This window comes from Nocardioides hungaricus (genome assembly GCF_054782915.1).
This window is the reverse complement of the sequence record NZ_BAAGRO010000024.1, coordinates 1-17,242: the sequence shown is the minus strand read 5'-3', so window position 1 is coordinate 17,242 and position 17,242 is coordinate 1. Positions and strand designations below refer to the sequence as shown.

17 protein-coding genes are annotated in these 17,242 nt (G+C 73.2%); 11 read left to right on the top strand and 6 right to left on the bottom strand.

The window, feature by feature from the left end; translation table 11 throughout:
* Nucleotides 1-3: 3 nt before the first annotated feature.
* The 4 genes from mobA to ACYVKX_RS10840 are packed head-to-tail and all read left to right on the top strand — an operon-like array spanning nucleotide 4 to nucleotide 2,476.
* Nucleotides 4-552 (top strand): molybdenum cofactor guanylyltransferase, encoded by a 549-nt coding sequence (mobA, locus tag ACYVKX_RS10855; protein WP_460831911.1) that lies wholly within the window; start codon nucleotides 4-6, stop codon nucleotides 550-552.
* 41 nt (nucleotides 553-593) lie between these two features.
* Nucleotides 594-920, top strand: coding sequence for a DUF6457 domain-containing protein (locus ACYVKX_RS10850; RefSeq protein WP_460831909.1), 327 nt, complete (start codon nucleotides 594-596; stop codon nucleotides 918-920).
* A gap of 18 nt (nucleotides 921-938) precedes the next feature.
* Nucleotides 939-1,916: an NAD(P)H-quinone oxidoreductase gene (locus ACYVKX_RS10845; RefSeq protein WP_460831906.1), complete on the top strand. Its 978-nt coding sequence runs from the start codon at nucleotides 939-941 to the stop codon at nucleotides 1,914-1,916.
* Between the two features lie 17 nt (nucleotides 1,917-1,933).
* The gene (locus ACYVKX_RS10840; protein ID WP_460831904.1) at nucleotides 1,934-2,476 is read left to right on the top strand and encodes a bacterial proteasome activator family protein; all 543 of its coding nucleotides are present in this window, start codon (nucleotides 1,934-1,936) and stop codon (nucleotides 2,474-2,476) included.
* Between the two features lie 164 nt (nucleotides 2,477-2,640).
* On the opposite strand, the gene ACYVKX_RS10835 is transcribed toward ACYVKX_RS10840, so the two are convergent.
* The 5 genes from ACYVKX_RS10835 to serS are packed head-to-tail and all read right to left on the bottom strand — an operon-like array spanning nucleotide 2,641 to nucleotide 6,578.
* The gene (locus ACYVKX_RS10835; protein WP_460831900.1) at nucleotides 2,641-3,207 is read right to left on the bottom strand and encodes a hypothetical protein; all 567 of its coding nucleotides are present in this window, start codon (nucleotides 3,205-3,207) and stop codon (nucleotides 2,641-2,643) included.
* Between the two features lie 17 nt (nucleotides 3,208-3,224).
* Nucleotides 3,225-4,010 (bottom strand): Cof-type HAD-IIB family hydrolase, encoded by a 786-nt coding sequence (locus ACYVKX_RS10830; RefSeq protein ID WP_460831897.1) that lies wholly within the window; start codon nucleotides 4,008-4,010, stop codon nucleotides 3,225-3,227.
* Nucleotides 4,007-4,486, bottom strand: coding sequence for a GNAT family N-acetyltransferase (locus ACYVKX_RS10825; protein WP_460831895.1), 480 nt, complete (start codon nucleotides 4,484-4,486; stop codon nucleotides 4,007-4,009). Before ACYVKX_RS10825 ends, ACYVKX_RS10830 begins: the two co-directional genes overlap by 4 nt.
* Nucleotides 4,483-5,313: an HAD family hydrolase gene (locus ACYVKX_RS10820; protein WP_460831891.1), complete on the bottom strand. Its 831-nt coding sequence runs from the start codon at nucleotides 5,311-5,313 to the stop codon at nucleotides 4,483-4,485. The genes ACYVKX_RS10825 and ACYVKX_RS10820 overlap by 4 nt, the downstream gene beginning before the upstream one ends.
* On the bottom strand, nucleotides 5,310-6,578 hold the full coding sequence (gene serS, locus ACYVKX_RS10815; RefSeq protein WP_460831889.1) for a serine--tRNA ligase: 1,269 nt from the start codon (nucleotides 6,576-6,578) through the stop codon (nucleotides 5,310-5,312). Before serS ends, ACYVKX_RS10820 begins: the two co-directional genes overlap by 4 nt.
* Nucleotides 6,579-6,631: 53 nt before the next feature.
* On the opposite strand from serS, the gene ACYVKX_RS10810 reads away from it, so the two are divergent.
* The 6 genes from ACYVKX_RS10810 (at nucleotide 6,632) to ACYVKX_RS10785 (ending at nucleotide 15,845) form a co-directional block, all read left to right on the top strand.
* Nucleotides 6,632-8,203, top strand: coding sequence for a bifunctional phosphatase PAP2/diacylglycerol kinase family protein (locus ACYVKX_RS10810; RefSeq protein WP_460831887.1), 1,572 nt, complete (start codon nucleotides 6,632-6,634; stop codon nucleotides 8,201-8,203).
* Nucleotides 8,204-8,426: 223 nt separating this feature from the next.
* Nucleotides 8,427-10,091 (top strand): potassium-transporting ATPase subunit KdpA, encoded by a 1,665-nt coding sequence (kdpA, locus tag ACYVKX_RS10805; RefSeq protein ID WP_460831883.1) that lies wholly within the window; start codon nucleotides 8,427-8,429, stop codon nucleotides 10,089-10,091.
* Entirely contained in the window at nucleotides 10,088-12,061 is a 1,974-nt protein-coding gene (kdpB, locus tag ACYVKX_RS10800) for a potassium-transporting ATPase subunit KdpB (RefSeq protein ID WP_460831879.1), read from the top strand. Before kdpA ends, kdpB begins: the two co-directional genes overlap by 4 nt.
* Nucleotides 12,062-12,070: 9 nt before the next feature.
* Complete coding sequence (kdpC, locus tag ACYVKX_RS10795; protein ID WP_460831876.1) at nucleotides 12,071-12,685, top strand: potassium-transporting ATPase subunit KdpC; 615 nt, start codon at nucleotides 12,071-12,073, stop codon at nucleotides 12,683-12,685.
* A gap of 2 nt (nucleotides 12,686-12,687) precedes the next feature.
* Nucleotides 12,688-15,171: a DUF4118 domain-containing protein gene (locus tag ACYVKX_RS10790; RefSeq protein WP_460831873.1), complete on the top strand. Its 2,484-nt coding sequence runs from the start codon at nucleotides 12,688-12,690 to the stop codon at nucleotides 15,169-15,171.
* Nucleotides 15,168-15,845 (top strand): response regulator, encoded by a 678-nt coding sequence (locus ACYVKX_RS10785; protein ID WP_460831871.1) that lies wholly within the window; start codon nucleotides 15,168-15,170, stop codon nucleotides 15,843-15,845. The genes ACYVKX_RS10790 and ACYVKX_RS10785 overlap by 4 nt, the downstream gene beginning before the upstream one ends.
* Nucleotides 15,846-15,867: 22 nt before the next feature.
* On the opposite strand, the gene ACYVKX_RS10780 is transcribed toward ACYVKX_RS10785, so the two are convergent.
* A complete protein-coding gene (locus ACYVKX_RS10780; protein WP_460831869.1) occupies nucleotides 15,868-16,257 on the bottom strand; it encodes a DUF4446 family protein in 390 nt (129 codons plus the stop codon).
* 59 nt (nucleotides 16,258-16,316) lie between these two features.
* Here ACYVKX_RS10780 and ACYVKX_RS10775 point away from each other — a divergent pair, with 59 nt between their 5' ends.
* The gene (locus ACYVKX_RS10775; protein ID WP_460831867.1) at nucleotides 16,317-17,180 is read left to right on the top strand and encodes a prephenate dehydratase; all 864 of its coding nucleotides are present in this window, start codon (nucleotides 16,317-16,319) and stop codon (nucleotides 17,178-17,180) included.
* The last annotated feature ends 62 nt before the right edge of the window (nucleotides 17,181-17,242 follow it).

Genomic DNA, 17,242 nt, shown 5'->3' with positions numbered 1-17,242 from the left:
CACATGTCCTTCGCCGCGATCGTGCTGGCCGGGGGTCGGGCCGTGCGCATGGACGGCGCGGACAAGGCGTCGGTCGAGCACGGCGGACTCTCGCTGCTCGAGCACGCGATCAACGCGCTCCTCGACGCCGACGAGGTCGTGGTGGTGGGCGACCCGGTGCCGACCACCCGGCCGGTGACGTTCTGCCGGGAGAGCCCACGCTTCGGCGGTCCGGTCGCCGCCCTGTTGACGGGGTACGACGCCCTGGTGCGCCGGCCCCGGACGCTCGGCGTGCTCGCGGTGGACATGCCGCGGGTGACCCCGTGGACGTTCCGGCGGCTGCACGAGGCCGCCGCGGGACACGACGGCGCGTTCCTCGCCGACGCCGGCGGTCGCCGGCAGCTCGCCGGCGTGCTGGACGCGGACCGGCTCGACGCCGTACGACCCGACCACGAGAGGCAGCACGGGATGGCGATCCACCGGCTGCTGGCGGCGCTCGACCTGGCCGAGCTGCCGCCGGTCGGCGACGAGGGCCGCGACGTCGACACCTGGGCGGACCTGCGGGATCTGTAAGGGGTTGCGGAGTCACATCGGTTCCGGGAAATCTGGCTCCCGTGAACCTCCACGACTGGATCGACGAGCTCTCCGACGTCCTCGAGGTGGACACGGAGGTCGACGAGGGGCTGGTGCTGGACCTGGCCCGGGTGGCCGCGCACAGCGTCGCCCGGCCGGCCGCGCCGATCACGACCTTCCTGCTCGGGTACGCGGCGGGCTCCCAGGACGCGGACCCCGAGGAGCTGGAGGCGCTGGCCGCGAAGGCGCAGCGGCTCGCCGACGGCTGGGACCGGCCCGCGGACGCGCCGGACCCTGACGACGTCGACGACGAGGTGCCGGACGACAGCGCGGTCGACCACACCGAGGACGAGTACGACGAGGACTGACTCCCTAGGGTTGGGCACATGCGTGCCGTGATCGCCGACGGGGCCGGTGGCCCCGAGGTCCTGTCCGTCGCCGAGGCGCCCGACCCCGAGCCGGGTCCGGGCGAGGTGGTGCTCGACGTCGCCGCCGCGGCCCTGAACCGCGCGGATCTGCTGCAGCGACAGGGGTTCTACCCTCCCCCACCGGGTGCGTCCGACGTACTCGGGATGGAGTGCAGCGGCACCGTCTCCGCCGTCGGCGAGGGCGTGGCCGGCTGGTCGGTGGGCGACGAGGCGTGCGCGCTGCTCGCCGCGGGCGGGTACGCCGCCCGGGTAGCCGTACCCGCCGGCCAGCTGATGCCGATCCCCGCCGGCGTCGACCTCGTCACCGCGGCCGCGCTGCCGGAGGTGGCCTGCACGGTGTGGTCGAACGTGTTCATGGTCGCGGGCCTGAAGCCGCACGAGACGCTGCTGGTGCACGGCGGCGCGGGCGGCATCGGGACCTTCGCGATCCAGCTCGCCCACCAGCTCGGCGCAATGGTCGTGACGACCGCCGGCACCGAGGACAAGCGGGCGGCCTGCCTGGCGCTGGGCGCCGACGTCGCGGTCGACTACCGGGAGCAGGACTTCGTCGAGGAGACCAGGCGGGCGACCGCCGGCCGCGGCGCCGACGTGATCCTCGACAACATGGGCGCGGCGTACCTCGACCGCAACGTCGACGCGCTCGCCACCGAGGGCCGGCTGGTCATCATCGGCATGCAGGGCGGCACCCGGGCCGAGCTCGACATCAACAAGCTGCTCCGCAAGCGCGGCGCCGTGATCGCGACCGCGCTGCGCTCGCGCCCGGTCGGGGAGAAGTCCGCGATCTGCGCCTCGGTCGTCGAGCACGTCTGGCCACTGGTGGCCGAGGGGTTGGTGCGGCCGGTCGTGCACGGCGCGCTGCCGCTGGCGGAGGTCGCCGCCGCGCACGCGCTCATGGAGTCCGGCGAGCACAGCGGGAAGATCCTGCTCACCCTCTGACCGATACGGTGGGCTTCATGAGCGAGGAGCAGCAGGTCGTCGTGATCGGCCCGGACGGTCAGCCGATGGCGGTCGCGCAGGACGACGCCGGCGACGAGGAGCGGTCGGTCACCGAGCTGGTGGAGCAGCCGGCGAAGGTGATGCGGATCGGCAGCATGATCCGCCAGCTGCTCGAGGAGGTGCGCTCCGCACCGCTCGACGACGCCAGCCGCAACCGGCTCAAGGAGATCCACCAGGTCTCGATCAAGGAGCTCGAGGAGGGCCTGGCCCCCGAGCTGGTCGAGGAGCTCGAGCGGCTCTCGCTGCCCTTCACCGAGGACTCGACGCCCTCGGACGCCGAGCTCCGGATCGCCCAGGCCCAGCTGGTCGGCTGGCTGGAGGGGCTCTTCCACGGCATCCAGACCGCGATCTACGCCCAGCAGATGGCCGCCCGCGCGCAGTTCGAGCAGATCCGCAAGGCGCTGCCCCAGGGGATGTCGCAGGGCATGTCGATGCCGGGCGGCCCGGGGCAGGATGGCGAGCAGCATCCGCAGCAGGGCACCGGGGGCATGTACCTCTAGGCGCTCGACCTCCCCGCGGTTCTCGGCCTTGGCAACGGCTGGGATTCGTCGGCCGTCGGGATCCCCGGTCAGCCGGGGACTCCTGACGTTGTCAGGGGTTGCAACGCCTGACAACGTCAGGGATCCCCGGTCAGCCGGGGATCCCTGCCACCGATGCTCCCCAGCTAGGCTCGACGCCGGCCGAGCGCCGCGACCAGCAGCAGGCCGAGCAGGCCGACGATGACCAGCGCGACGCCGGGGGCGGCCAGCCGGCTCAGCGCGGTCTTCTCGCCGGCGACCATCGTGAAGGTGGCGGTCGCCGGCTCCGGCGGGGTCGCCGAGGTGCCGGGGCCGAGCAGGCTCTCGACCCGCCGGAGGTGGGCAGGGGACGCGCTCGTCGTACCGCCGCCGCGGGCCGCGAGCACGCGGTCGCCGTCCTTGTTCGCGAACCAGAGCACCTCGTCACCCGCCTCGAAGGCAGGGAGCGCGCAGAGCTTGCGCGGCGTCTCGATGCTCGCCCGCTCGCCGACGTCGCCCTTGTAGACGAGGTCCACGTCCACCGAGAAGGTCACGGTCGAGCCGGCCCTCTCCCGGCCGGCCACGACCCCGCTGAACACCGCGTCCGCGCGCATGGTCTGCCGCTCCAGTGTGTCGCCCATCGGCCGACACCCCTCGGCCGTCGCGGGAGTCGTGGTCCCGGCCAGCAGGCCGGCGACCAGCAGCGCGAGCGCGAGCAGTCGTCGGGTCAGCACGCCCTCCATCTAAGCGATCAGAGGCCGAGGAGACCAGCCAGCACCGTCGCGACGCCGTCCTCGTCGTTCGGCGGGGCGGTGTGCGAGGCCGCCGCCAGCACGGTCGGATGGGCGTTCGCCATCGCGTACGACGTGCCCGCCCACGCGAGCATCGGCAGGTCGTTGGGCATGTCGCCGAAGGCGACCACGTCGGCGGCGTCGATCCCGAGGTCCGCGCACAGCAGCGCCAGCGTCGAGGCCTTGGTCACCCCGGGCGCGCTGATCTCCAGCAACGACGTGGTCGAGGACCAGGTGATGACCAGCCGGCCCGCGACGACCGCCTCGGCGGCGTCCCAGAACTCCTCGGGGGCGAGCTCCTCGTGCCGCGCCAGCAGCTTGAGCGGCGGCCGGTCGAGGAGCTCCTCGACCGGCGCGCGGCGGGAGCCGGCGGGCACCGGGTGCCGCTCGCGGAACGCCGGCTCCAGCCCGATGCCGTCCAGCGTCTCCACCGCGAAGGCCGAGCCGGGGATGGCGTCCCGGATGACGTCGCACACCGCGAGCCCGAGCCCGGGGTCGATCGGCCGCTCCAGGTGCGGCCGGTGCCGGGCGACGTCCCAGACCAGCGCGCCGTTGCTGACGGCCGCGAGGCCGTGCTCGCCGACATGCTCGAAGACCTCCTCGGCCCACCGCAGCGGCCGGCCGGTCACGAAGACGACCGGGACGCCGAGCGCCTCGACCCGAGCGAGCACGCCGGCGGTGTACGGCGAGACGGTGCCGTCGCTGCGGACCAGGGTGCCGTCGAGGTCGGTGGCGACCAGCCTCACAGCGGTCGCACCATGACCAGCTCGCCGTCCTCGGTCGTGCCGCGCAGGTCGGTGAAGCCGCACGTGGCGAGCACCCGGATGCTCCCGGAGTTCGTGGGCTCGACACTCGCGCGCACGCGGACGCCGAGCGCGTCGGTCTCGGCCAGCACGCCCGTCAGCGCCTCGGTCGCGAAGCCGTAGCCGTGCGCCTCGGCGACCAGCCCATAGCCGACCTCCACCTCCGAGACGCCGTCGGCGGCCGGCTCGGGCGGGCCGAAGAAGCCGATCGAGCCGAGGGCGGTCACGCCGCGGACGACGTGGCGCGGCGCCCAGGTGTCGCCCGCGCGCCACAGCGCGGCCGCGGCCACGTCGTCGGGCCGCGGGTAGTCCGGGTGCCACCCCTCGCGCCGCTGGCCGGAGCGGATCGCGGCGACGTCGGCGGCGGTCCACAGCGGCAGGCGGAGCCGTTCCGTGGCGATGTGGTCGGGCAGGCTCACGCCGGGAACCAGCGGGACAGCTCGGTGGCGAGGCCGTCCTCGTACACGCTGCCGGTCACGTCGTCGGCCGCGTCGACGACGACCTGGATCGCCTGGCCCATCGCGACCGACCGCCCGGCCCACGCGAACATCTCGAGGTCGTTGCGCCCGTCACCGACCGCGAGCGCGTCGGCCGCGTCGATGCCGAGCTGGTCGGCGACGTACTGGAGCCCGGAGGCCTTGGAGACGCCGACCGGCGCGAGGTCGAGCCAGGCGGTCCAGCCGACGACGTAGTTGGTGCCGTGCAGGCCGAGCTCACCGGCCAGCGCGACGAACTCGTCGGCGGTCGACTCGGGGTCGCGGATGATCACGCGGCTCACCTCGTCGACGAGCAGCTCGTCGAGCTCGGTCACGATCATCTCGCCGGAGAGCTCGCCCTTCGGGAAGTGCGAGCTGACCCGGTAGCCGACCCCGCGCTCCTCGACGGCGACCAGGGCCGACGGGTGGCGCTCGAGGATCGCGTGGACGGCCGGGCGCGCGTCGAAGGTCTCCTCGTGCACCACCTCGAGCGGTGGGTAGCGGAACACGACCGCTCCGTTGGACGCGACGATCCAGAGCCGGTCCGCCGCGGCCGCGGGCAGGTCCAGCAGGTCGGCGATCGGCGCCATGCCGTGCGGCGACCGGCCGCTGGCCAGTACGACGTGGGCGCCGGCGTCGAGGGCGCGGTGGACCGCGGCGTGGACGGCGGGCGAGATCTCCTCGTGGGTCACGCCGGCGCCCTCGACCCACTTCAAGATGGTGCCGTCGATGTCGAGGGCGACCAGGCGCGGCTTCCAGTCGGTCGTCACGAGACGACCGGCTCCAGCACCTCGAGGCCGCCGAGGTAGGGGCGCAGCGCCTCGGGCACCCGCACCGAGCCGTCGACCCGCTGGTGCGTCTCGAGCAGCGCGATGATCGGCCGGTTGGTCGAGCACAGGGTGCCGTTGAGGGTGGCCACCGGCGTCGTACCACCGTCACCGCGCATCCGCGTGTCGAGGCGGCGGCTCTGGAAGTCGGTGCAGTTCGAGGTCGACGTCAGCTCGCGGTAGCGCTGCTGCGAGGCGATCCATGCCTCGCAGTCGAACTTGCGCTGCGCGGAGGTCCCCAGGTCCCCCGCGGCGACGTCGATCACCCGGTAGGCGAGCTCGAGCTTGTCCAGGAAGTCCTTCTCCCAGCCCAGCAGCCGCTGATGCTCGGCGTAGGACTCCTCGACGGTCGTGTAGACGAACATCTCGACCTTGTCGAACCAGTGCACGCGGAAGATCCCCCGGGTGTCCTTACCGTGCGAGCCGGCCTCCTTGCGGAAGCACGGGCTGAACGCGGCGTACCGCAGCGGCAGCGAGCCGGCGTCGAGGATCTCGTCGGAGTGGTACGCCGCCATCGGCACCTCCGAGGTGCCGACGAGGTAGAGGTCCTGGCCCTCGATCCGATAGACGTCGTCGGCGGCCTGGCCGAGGAAGCCCGTCCCCTCCATCGCCCGCGGCTTGACCAGGGAGGGCGGCACCACCTCGACGAACCCGTGCTCGGCGGCCTGGTCCATGGCCAGGTTGACCAGCGCGCGGTGCAGGCGGGCGCCGACGCCGGTGAAGAAGTAGAAGCGCGAGCCGGACACCTTCGCGCCACGCTCCAGGTCGATCGCGCCCAGCATCCGGCCGAGCTCGACGTGGTCGCGCGGCTCGAAGTCGAACTCCGGGACGGTCCCGACGGTCTCGAGTACGACGTAGTCGTCCTCGCCTCCGGACGGCGCCTCCTCGGCGGCGAGGTTGGGGATGTCCATGATCGCGGCGTTCCACTCTGACTCGGCCGCGCCCTGGGCGGCCTCGGCCTCCTTCACCTCGGCGGCGAGCGCCTTGGTGCGGGCCAGCAGCTCCTGCCTCTCCTCGCCCTGCGCCTGCGCGACCTGCTTGCCGAGCTGCTTCTGCTCCGCGCGCTTCGCCTCGAACCCCGCGATCGCCGCGCGCCGCGCCACGTCCGCGGAGAGCGCCCGGTCCACGACCTCGCCGGACAGGCCGCGCTTGGCCTGGGCGGCGCGGACGCGGTCGGGGTCGTCTCGGAGGATGCGCGGGTCGATCATGCCGGCAAGGCTATCGGGGCCTCGCCGAGGGGATGCCCGGCATACTTCCCACCATGCTCGACCGACCCCGCGCCACCGTGCTCACGTGGGCCGTCGTCTGCTTCGCGGCGGTCGGGCTGCTCGCCGTCGGGGTCGCCGCCGAGTGGGCCTGGCTGGTCGACCTGGACGGCCGCGGCGAGGGCACCCAGGCGTGGGCGACCGACGTCTCCTGGCTGCACGACGTGCTGCGGGTCGTCGAGGTGCTGTTCGGCACGATCGGCATGGCGCTCAGCACCGTCGTGCTGTTCGCGCTGCTCTTCCGCAGGCATCGCCGGGCCGCCTTCCTCACCGCCGGCGTGATGATCGCGACCTCGATCAGCACCACGATCATCAAGAACCTCATCGATCGCGACCGGCCGCCGTGGCAGAGCACGGAGGCGCTGCTCACCAGCCACGCCTACCCCTCCGGGCACGCCTCGTCGGCGGTCGCCCTCGGCGGGATCGTGATCATCCTGGCGTCGATGCTGGTCCGGCGCGCGAACCTGCGCCGGGCGGCGTACGCCGGGGTCGCGCTGGTCGTCATCCTGGTGTGCCTGGACCGGGTGCTGCTCGGCCGGCACTACCCGAGCGACGTGGTCGGCGGCGTACTCCTCGGCGTAGGCGTGCTGCTGCTCGGCATCGCCTGCTACAGCCCGCTGCCGCGCAGCCACGCGGCGAGCGTGGAGCCGCTGCCGGAGGTCTACGTCTCCGAGCGTCGGATCGCCGTGGTGCTGAACCCGGTCAAGGTCGAGGACGTCGGCCAGTTCGAGTCGACCGTCAACGCGATGGCCGCGGAGGCCGGCTGGTCGACACCGTCCTGGCACTACACGACCGTCGAGGATCCGGGCACCGGCATGGCCGAGGCCGCGTCCGTGGCCGGCGCCGACCTGGTGCTGGTGTGCGGCGGCGACGGCACCGTGCGCGAGGTGTGCGCCGAGCTCGCCGGCACCGGCATCCCGGTCGGGATCATCCCCGCCGGCACCGGCAACCTGCTCGCCCGCAACCTCGACATCCCGCTCTACCTGCGCGCCGCCATCGACGTCGCGCTCACCGGCCAGGACCGGGCCATCGACATGGTGGAGGTGTCGGGCGACGGCTTCGAGGACACCCACTTCATGGTCATGGCCGGCATGGGCTTCGACGCCGCGATCATGGAGGGCGTCAACGAGGACATCAAGAAGCGGGTCGGCTGGCTGGCCTACGTGCTGTCCGCGCTGAAGTCGCTGATGTTCCCCGCCGTCCGGGTCGAGGTCTCCGTCGACGGGGGCCCGTTCACCCGGCACCGCGCCCGCACGATCGTCGTCGGCAACGTCGGCTTCCTCCAGGCCGGCATGCCGCTGCTGCCCGACGCCGTCCTCGACGACGGCGTGCTGGACGTCGTACTGCTGCACCCGCGGAGGTTCCTCTCCTGGGTGCCGCTCGCCTACCGGGTGCTCGCCCGCCGGCCGCGCACCGACGAGCTGGTGAACCGGATGACCGGCCACACCATCGTCGTCCGCGCCGCGGTCGACACCCCCCGCCAGCTCGACGGCGACTCGGTCGGCCCGGGCAGGGAGCTGCGGATGACCTGCGTCCACGGCCGGGTGCTGGTGCGCGTCCCGCGCTGAGTGCCGAGTCGGCATCTCCTGACGGGCAAGTTGCGCCGAGTCGGCGTCAAATCAGCGACAAGAAGCGACGAGGCCCCGTCAGGGAAGCGTCAAGACCGGTGTGGGTACGGCGGGCAGCGGCCTATGACTGGGGCGTGTCCGATGTCATCTACCTGCTCCTGACCCTGGCGGTCTTCGCGCTGCTCGCGCTGCTGGCGGGCGTCCTGGATCGGGGGCGGTCGCGATGAGCGGTCTCGCTCCCGCCCTCGGCCAGATCGCCGTGCTGGTGGTCGCGCTGGCCGTCGCGGTGCCGCTGCTGGGCCGCTACCTCGCCCACGTCTACACGACCGGGAGACACCTGACGATCGAGCGCGCGGCGTACCGGCTGCTGCGCCTCGACCCCGACGCCGACCAGCACTGGCGGACCTACGCCATGTCGGTGCTCGGCTTCTCACTGGTCGGCGTTCTGGCGCTCTACGCGATCGGGCGGCTCCAGCAGCGCCTGCCGCTGAGCCTGGGCTTCCCCGCCCTGCCCGCGGACGGCGCGTGGAACACCGCGGTCAGCTTCGTGACCAACACGAACTGGCAGTGGTACTCCGGCGAGGTCACCGTCGGCCACCTCATGCAGATGTCCGGCCTGACCGTGCAGAACTTCGCCTCGGCAGCGGTCGGCATGGCGGTCGCCGCGGCGTTCGCCCGCGGGCTGACGCGCTCGCGGCACGACGGCCGGGTCGGCAACTTCTGGACCGACCTGGTCCGCGGCGTGGTCCGCGTGCTGCTGCCGATCGCGGCCGTCGCGGCGGTCGTGCTGGTCGCGTTCGGCGCGATCCAGAACCTGTCGAGCAACCGCACCGTCGAGACCCTCGCCGGCGGCCGCCAGGTGATCACCGGCGGGCCGGTCGCGAGCCAGGAGGCGATCAAGCAGCTCGGCACCAACGGCGGCGGCTTCTACAACGTCAACTCCGCGCACCCGTTCGAGAACCCGACGCCGTTCACCAACCTGTTCGCGATCTTCTTGATGCTGGCGATCCCGTTCGCGATGGCGTGGGCGTTCGGCCTGATCGTGAAGGACCGCCGCCAGGGCACCGCCATCCTCTCCGTCATGGCATTGCTCCTCGTGGTCGCCACCACCCTGCTCACCTGGGCGGAGCTGGCCGGCCCGGGCCTCGCGCCGGCCGCCGCCGGTGCGGCGATGGAGGGCAAGGAGGTGCGGTACGGCGAAGCGGGGTCCGCCCTCTTCGCGGCTGCCACCACGGGCACGTCGACGGGCGCGGTCAACGCGATGCACGACTCGCTGACCGCCCCCGGAGGCGGGGTCGCGATGTTCAACATGATGCTCGGCGAGATCGCGCCGGGCGGGGTGGGCTCGGGCCTCTACGGCATGCTGATGCTCGCGATCGTCACGGTCTTCCTGTGCGGGCTGATGGTCGGCCGCGCTCCGGAGTACCTCGGCAAGAAGGTCGGCCGGCGCGAGATCGTGCTCGTCGCGCTCTACGTGCTCGCCACCCCGATCCTCGTGCTCGCCGGCATCGCGGTCGCGATCACCGCCCCGGCCGGCCTGGCCGGACTCCAGGAGTCCGGGCCGCACGGCCTCTCCGAGGCGCTGTACGCCGTCACCTCGGCGGCCAACAACAACGGCTCGGCGTTCGGCGGGCTCACCTCCGGGACGCCGTTCTGGAACACGCTCCTCGGGCTGCTGATGCTGATCGGCCGGTTCCTGCCGATCGTGCTCGTCCTCGCCCTCGCGGGGCGGTTCGCGACCCAGCGGCAGCTGCCCCCGAGCGCGGGCACGCTGCCCACCCACCGGCCACTGTTCGTGGCGCTCCTCTCCGGCGTCGCCGTGGTCGTGGTCGGCCTGACCTACGTGCCCGTGCTCGCCCTCGGCCCGATCGTGGAGTCCCTCTCGTGAACACCTTCGACGTCAGAGGCGCCCTCCCGGGCGCCGTCCGCAAGCTCGACCCCCGCGAGCTGGTGCGTACGCCGGTGCTGCTGGTCGTCGAGGTCGGCGCGGCCGCCACGACGGTGATGTCGGTCCTCGACCCCAGCACGATGGGCTGGATCGTCACGGCCTGGCTGTGGCTGACCGTGCTCTTCGGCACCCTCGCCGAGTCCGTGGCCGAGGGCCGCGGCCGGGCCCAGGCCGCCAGCCTGCGGGCGCTCCAGCGGGAGACGACCGCGCGCCGGCGCCGTACCGACGGTGGCCTCGACGTCGTCGCCAGCACGGATCTGCGGGCCGGCGACGTGGTCGTCGTCGCGGCCGGCGAGCGGATCCCGGGCGACGGCGACGTGATCGAGGGCGTCGCGTCGGTCGACGAGTCCGCCGTCACCGGCGAGTCCGCACCGGTGATCCGGGAGTCCGGCGGCGACCGCTCGGCGGTGACCGGCGGCACCGTCGTCCTCTCCGACGAGATCGTCGTGCGGATCACCAGCGACCCCGGCCAGTCGTTCGTGGACCGGATGATCGCGCTGGTCGAGGGCTCGGAGCGGCAGCGCACGCCGAACGAGATCGCGCTCAACGTGCTGCTCTCGGCGCTCACGGCGGTCTTCGTCGTGGTCTGCGCCTCGCTCTACTTCGTCGCCGGCTACAGCAACGCCCACCAGTCCCCGCTCGTCCTGACCGCGCTGCTGGTCTGCCTGATCCCGACCACGATCGGCGCGCTGCTCTCGGCGATCGGCATCGCGGGCATGGACCGGCTGGTCCGCCGCAACGTGCTGGCCATGTCCGGCCGTGCCGTCGAGGCGGCGGGCGACGTCGACGTACTCCTGCTGGACAAGACGGGCACCATCACGCACGGCAACCGGCAGGCCGTCGAACTGCTGCCGCTCCCCGGCGTGAGCCCGGAGGAGCTGGCGGAGGCCGCCCTGCTGTCCTCGCTGGCCGACGAGACGCCCGAGGGCCGCTCGATCGTGGCGCTGGTGGGTGGTGCCGGCGAGGTGCCGGCGGGCGCGACGCTCGTGGAGTTCACCGCGACCACCCGGATGAGCGGCATCGACCTGCCCGAGGAAGGCGTCCGGCAGATCCGCAAGGGCGCCGGGTCCGCGGTGACCGCGTGGGCGAACCGGACCGGTCCGGAGCTCGACCGGCTGGTCGAGCAGGTCAGCTCGACCGGCGGCACGCCCCTGGTCGTGGCCGACAGCGACCGACTGCTCGGCGTCGTCCACCTCAAGGACGTCGTCAAGGAGGGCATCCGGGAGCGGTTCGACGAGCTGCGGGCGATGGGCATCCGCACGGTGATGATCACCGGCGACAACCCGGTCACCGCGGCCGCGATCGCGCGGGAGGCCGGCGTCGACGACGTCCTCGCCGAGGCCACGCCCGAGGACAAGCTGGCGCTGATCCGCCAGGAGCAGGAGGGCGGCCGGATGGTCGCCATGTGCGGCGACGGGACCAACGACGCGCCGGCGCTCGCCCAGGCCGACGTCGGCGTCGCGATGAACACCGGCACGACCGCGGCCAAGGAGGCCGGCAACATGGTCGACCTCGACTCCGACCCGACCAAGCTGATCGAGGTCGTCGAGATCGGCAAGCAGTTGCTGATCACCCGCGGGGCGCTCACGACGTTCTCGGTCGCCAACGACGTCGCGAAGTACTTCGCGATCCTGCCGGCGATGTTCGTGGTCGCGTTCCCCGACCTCGACGCACTGAACATCATGCGGCTGTCCAGCCCGGAGTCGGCGATCGTCTCCGCGGTCGTCTTCAACGCGCTGATCATCGTCGCGCTGATCCCGCTCGCGCTGCGCGGCGTGCGCTACACGCCGTCCTCGGCGACGGCGCTGCTGCGCCGCAACCTGCTCATCTACGGCGTCGGCGGCCTGATCGCGCCGTTCCTCGGGATCAAGCTGCTCGACCTCGTGATCTCGCTGATCCCGGGTCTCTAGGAGAAGACGATGAAGGACCTCTATACCCTGTTCCGCCACAGCCTGGCCGGCCTGCGCGTGCTGGTCGCGATGACCGTGCTGGTCGGGATCGCCTACCCGCTGGCGATCACCGGTGTCGCCCGGGTCGCCTTCCCCTGGCAGGCGAACGGCTCGCTGGTCACCGACTCGGGCGAGCGCACGACCGACGCGGGCAAGGCCGTCGGCTCGGCGATCGTCGGGCAGGTCGGCGATCGCGACGACCTGTTCCAGAACCGGCCGTCCGCGGCCGGCGACGGCTACGACCTGCTCGGCACCTACGGCACCAACCTCGGGCCGAACAACCCCGACCTGGTGGCCGCCATCGAGGAGCGCCGGGCGGCGATCGCGGAGCGCGAGGGCGCCGACCCGTCCGACGTACCGCCCGACGCGGTGACCGCCTCGGCGTCCGGCATCGACCCCGACATCTCCCCGGCGTACGCCGCACTTCAGGTGCCCCGCGTCGCGGCGGCGAACGGGCTGACCGAGCAGCAGGTGCGGGACCTGGTCGCGGAGCACACGTCCGGACGGACCTGGGGCGTGCTCGGCGAGCCGCGCGTCAACGTCCTCGAGCTCAACATCGCGGTGGCGCTGCTGGCAGGATCGTGACCATGGAGGAGCGCCGGGGGCGGCTGACGGTCTACCTCGGCGCCGCGCCCGGCGTCGGCAAGACCTACGCCATGCTCGGCGAGGCCCGGCGGCGGGCGGAGCGGGGCACCGACGTCGTGGTCGGGTACGTCGAGACGCACGGCCGGCAGCACACCGCCGAGATGGTCGAGGGGCTCGAGGTGGTCCCGCGGAGGGAGGTCTCCCACCGCGGCACCACCTTCACCGAGATGGACACCGACGCCGTGATCGCGCGGCGGCCGGCGGTCGTCTGCGTCGACGAGCTCGCGCACACCAACGTGCCGGGCAGCGTGCGCGAGAAGCGTGCGGAGGACGTCGAGCTGATCCGCCGGGCCGGCATCGACGTGATCACCACCGTCAACATCCAGCACCTGGAGTCGCTCAACGACGAGGTCGAGCGGATCACCGGCGTCCGCCAGCGCGAGACCGTGCCCGACGAGGTGGTCCGCACCGCCGACCAGATCCAGCTCGTCGACATGTCCCCCGACGCGCTGCGCCGCCGGATGGCGCACGGCAACGTCTACCGGGCCGACCAGATCGACGCCTCGCTGACGTCGTACTTCCGGGTCGGCAACCTCACCGCGCTGCGCGAGCTCGCGCTGCTGTGGCTGGCCGACCGGGTCGACGCCGCGCTCGGCGACTACCGCCGCGCGCACCGGATCGAGCAGCCGTGGCCGGCCAAGGAGCGCATCGTGGTCGCGGTCACCGGCGGAGCCGAGAGCGAGACCCTGCTGCGCCGCGGCGCCCGGCTCGCCCAGCGGGCGGCGGGCGCCGAGCTGGTCGCCGTGCACGTCATCGCCAGCGACGGCATCGCCGACCCCGACGAGCGCCGGGTCGCCCGTGCGCAGCGGCTCGCCGACGCGCTCGGCGGCTCGTTCCACTCGGTCGTCGGCGAGGACGTGCCGCGGGCCGTGGTCGACTTCGCGACCGGCGCCAACGCCACGATGATCGTCGTCGGCGTGTCCCGGCACGGGCGGCTGCGCCGGCTCTTCGCGGGTACGACGGGCGAGCGGATCGCCTCCCTCGCCGGGTCGATCGACGTCCACCTCGTCACGCACGAGGCGGGCGCGCGGGCCGGCCGGCCGCGCTGGTACGCCTCGCCGCTGAGCAGGCGACGGCAGGTCGCCGGGCTGGTGCTCGCGGCGCTGCTGCCGGCGCTGCTCACGATCGTGCTCCGGCGAGTGCAGGACCCCGACCAGCTGCCGCTCGACGTACTCCTCTTCCTCGCGGTCACCGTGCTGGTCGCGCTGGTCGGCGGACTGGTGCCGGCGCTGGTCGCGGCGCTCGGCGGCTTCCTGCTGATGAACTGGTTCTTCGCGCCGCCGACCGGGCGGCTGACGATCTCGGAGCCGGAGAACCTCGCCGCCCTGCTGGTGTTCGTGGCCGTCGCGGTCGGCGTCGCCACCGTCGTCGACCGGGCGTCGCGACGGGCCGCGGACGCGGTCCGCGCCCGCACCGAGGCCGCGACGCTCGGCTCGCTCTCGCGGTCGGTGCTCACCGGTCAGGACACCGCGGAGGCGATCGTGGCCCGGCTGCGGGAGACCTTCGGGCAGCGGGCGGTGTCGCTGCTCTCCCGCGGCCCGGCGGGCTGGACCGTGACGGCCGCCAGCGGCGCCGACCCGGCGTGCGCGCCGGACGAGGGCGACACCCGGGTGCCGGTCGACGACGACCATGTGATCGCGCTCCGCGGCGAGCCGCTGCGGGCCAGCGACCGGCGGGTGCTGGAGGGGTTCGCGGTGCAGACCGGCCTGGTGCTGGAGTACCGGCGGCTGCGCGAGCGCGACGAGCGGGCCGCCGCACTGGAGCGGGCCGAGGCGACCAGCACCGCGATCCTGCGCGCGGTCTCCCACGACCTGCGCACCCCGCTGGCCACCATGCGTACGGCGGTCGACGGGCTCGTCTCCGGCTCGGTGGACCCGGCCGGGCAGCGCGAGCTGGTCGACGCGGTCGAGTCGTCGACCGCGCAGCTCGAGCGGCTCATCGACAACCTGCTCGACCTCTCCCGTCTGCAGTCCGGGCTGGTGCATCCGGCGCTCCGCGACCGCAGTCTCGAGGAGATCCTGCCGCTCGCCGTCGCCGGCCACCCGCCCGGCGCCGTGTCGCTGGAGGTCGAGGAGTCGGCGCCGCTGGTGCGCACCGATGCCGGCCTGCTCGAGCGGGTCGTCGCCAACCTGGTCGCGAACGCGGTCCGCGTCTGCGCGGGAGAGCCGGTGCGGGTGCTCGCGCACGTGCTGCCCGAGACTGTCGAGGTGCTCGTGGTCGACCGCGGTCCCGGCGTACCCTCCGAGCAGCGGGAGCGGATGTTCGAGCCGTTCCAGCGGCTCGACGACACCAGTCCGGGCGGTCTCGGGCTCGGGCTCGCCGTGGCGCGCGGGCTGATGTCGGCGCTGGGTGGCACGCTGTCCGCGGAGGACACGCCGGGCGGAGGGCTGACCATGATCGTGTCGATCCCGCGGGCGGTCGCGTGAGCAGGGTGCTGGTGGTCGACGACGAGCCCGCGCTGGCCCGCGCGCTCGCGATCAACCTGCGCGCCCACGGCTGGGAGGTCGTGACCGCGGCCGACGGCCGATCCGCGCTGGCGGCCGCCGCGAGCGAGCACCCGGACGTCGTCGTCCTCGACCTCGGCCTGCCCGACCTGGACGGCACCGAGGTGATCGCCGGCCTGCGCGGCTGGACGTCGGTGCCGATCGTCGTCCTCTCCGCGCGCCAGCACGGCGAGGACAAGGTCGAGGCGCTCGACCTGGGCGCGGACGACTACGTGACCAAGCCGTTCGCGATGAACGAGCTGCTGGCGCGGCTGCGCGCCGCCGTCCGCCGCGGGCAGGCCGCCGCGCCCGAGGAGTCGCTCGTGACCGCCGGGCCGCTGGAGATCGACCTGGCCCGCAAGCGGGTCGCCCGCGACGGCGCCGACGTGCGATTGACCCCGACCGAGTGGTCCTTCCTCGAGCTGCTCGCCCGCAACCTGGGCCGGCTGGTGCCGCGCGAGCAGATCCTGCGCGAGGTGTGGGGTCCGGCGTACGAGCACGAGACCCACTACCTGCGGGTGTACGCCGCCCAGCTGCGCCGCAAGCTCGAGGCCGACCCCGCCCACCCGGTGCACCTGGTCACCACGCCGGGCGTGGGCTACACGCTCGAGCCGTGAGAGCCCCCGCCCGCGGGGTGGCTCAGCGCCGGCGGGCGTGGTCGATCGCCTCGGCCTCCTCGGGCGAGAGCTGCTGGTCGGACCTCCAGCCGGTCACGCTCTTGGCGTAGGTGCGCGCGTCGCTGCGGCCGTGGATCGAGGTGAGCACGACGCCATGGCCGCTGTCGTCGAGCAGCGCGAGCGACCAGGAGAGGTGCCCGCCCATGTCGCCGAACGCGTCGTACCGCACGACGGCCAGATGCCGCAGCGCGTCCGTCCCCTCCGCCCGCAGCGCCGCGACCTCCTGGCGCAGGCCGTGCACGTCCTCGGGCAGCGCGTCGACGCCGATGCCCTTCCGGGGCGCGCTCCGGCGTACCGCCGCCGCGGCGAGCACCAGGGCGAGGACGGCGACGGCGAGGGTTGCGAGCTCCACACTCCCACCGTAGGTCTGCGGGCCGGACGGGAGCCGGAGCGGCGCGCCAGCATGGGACCATGGCGCCCGTGACGCTCGAGACCCGACGCATCGCCTACCAGGGCGAACCCGGCGCCAACTCCCACCAGGTGTGCCTGGAGCACTACCCCGACTGGGAGGCGCTGGCGTGCGCGTCGTTCGAGGACGTCTTCGCGGCTGTGGAGTCCGGGGACGCCGAGCTCGCGATGATCCCGATCGACAACTCCATCGCCGGCCGGGTCGCCGACATCCACCACTTCCTGCCGGGCTCCGGGCTGCACATCGTCGCCGAGCACTTCCTGCGGATCCGGTTCTGCCTGATGGGGGTCCCCGGCACCACGCTCGACACGATCACGACCGTGCACAGCCACGTGCACGCGCTCGGCCAGTGCCGCCGGATCATCCGCGAGCACGGCTACCGCCCGCTCATCTCCGGCGACACCGCCGGCGCCGCCCGCGAGATCGCCGAGCTCGGCGACGTCACCCAGGCCGCGATCTCGCCGCCGCTGGCCGCCGAGATCTACGGGCTGGAGATCCTGGCCGAGGACGTCGAGGACGAGGACCACAACACCACCCGCTTCGTCGTCCTCTCCCGCGAGCTGGTCGAGGCGCCCGCGGGCGACGGCCCGGTCGTCACCAGCTTCATCTTCAACGTGCGCAACCTGCCGGCCGCGCTCTACAAGGCGCTCGGCGGGTTCGCCACGAACGGCGTGAACATGACCAAGCTGGAGAGCTACATGGTCGGCGGGGAGTTCACCGCCACCCAGTTCCTCGCCGAGGTCGACGGCCACCCGGACGACCTCGGCGTGAAGCGCGCGCTCGAGGAGCTGGCGTTCTTCACCACCGACGTCAAGGTGCTCGGCGTCTACCCGGCCGACCCGTTCCGGGCGGAGGTCTCCTCCTAGGGAAGCACTGATCTTTGGGACAGTGCGGCCCGGCGTGTGGCGTGGCTGGTGGGATCGCGAAA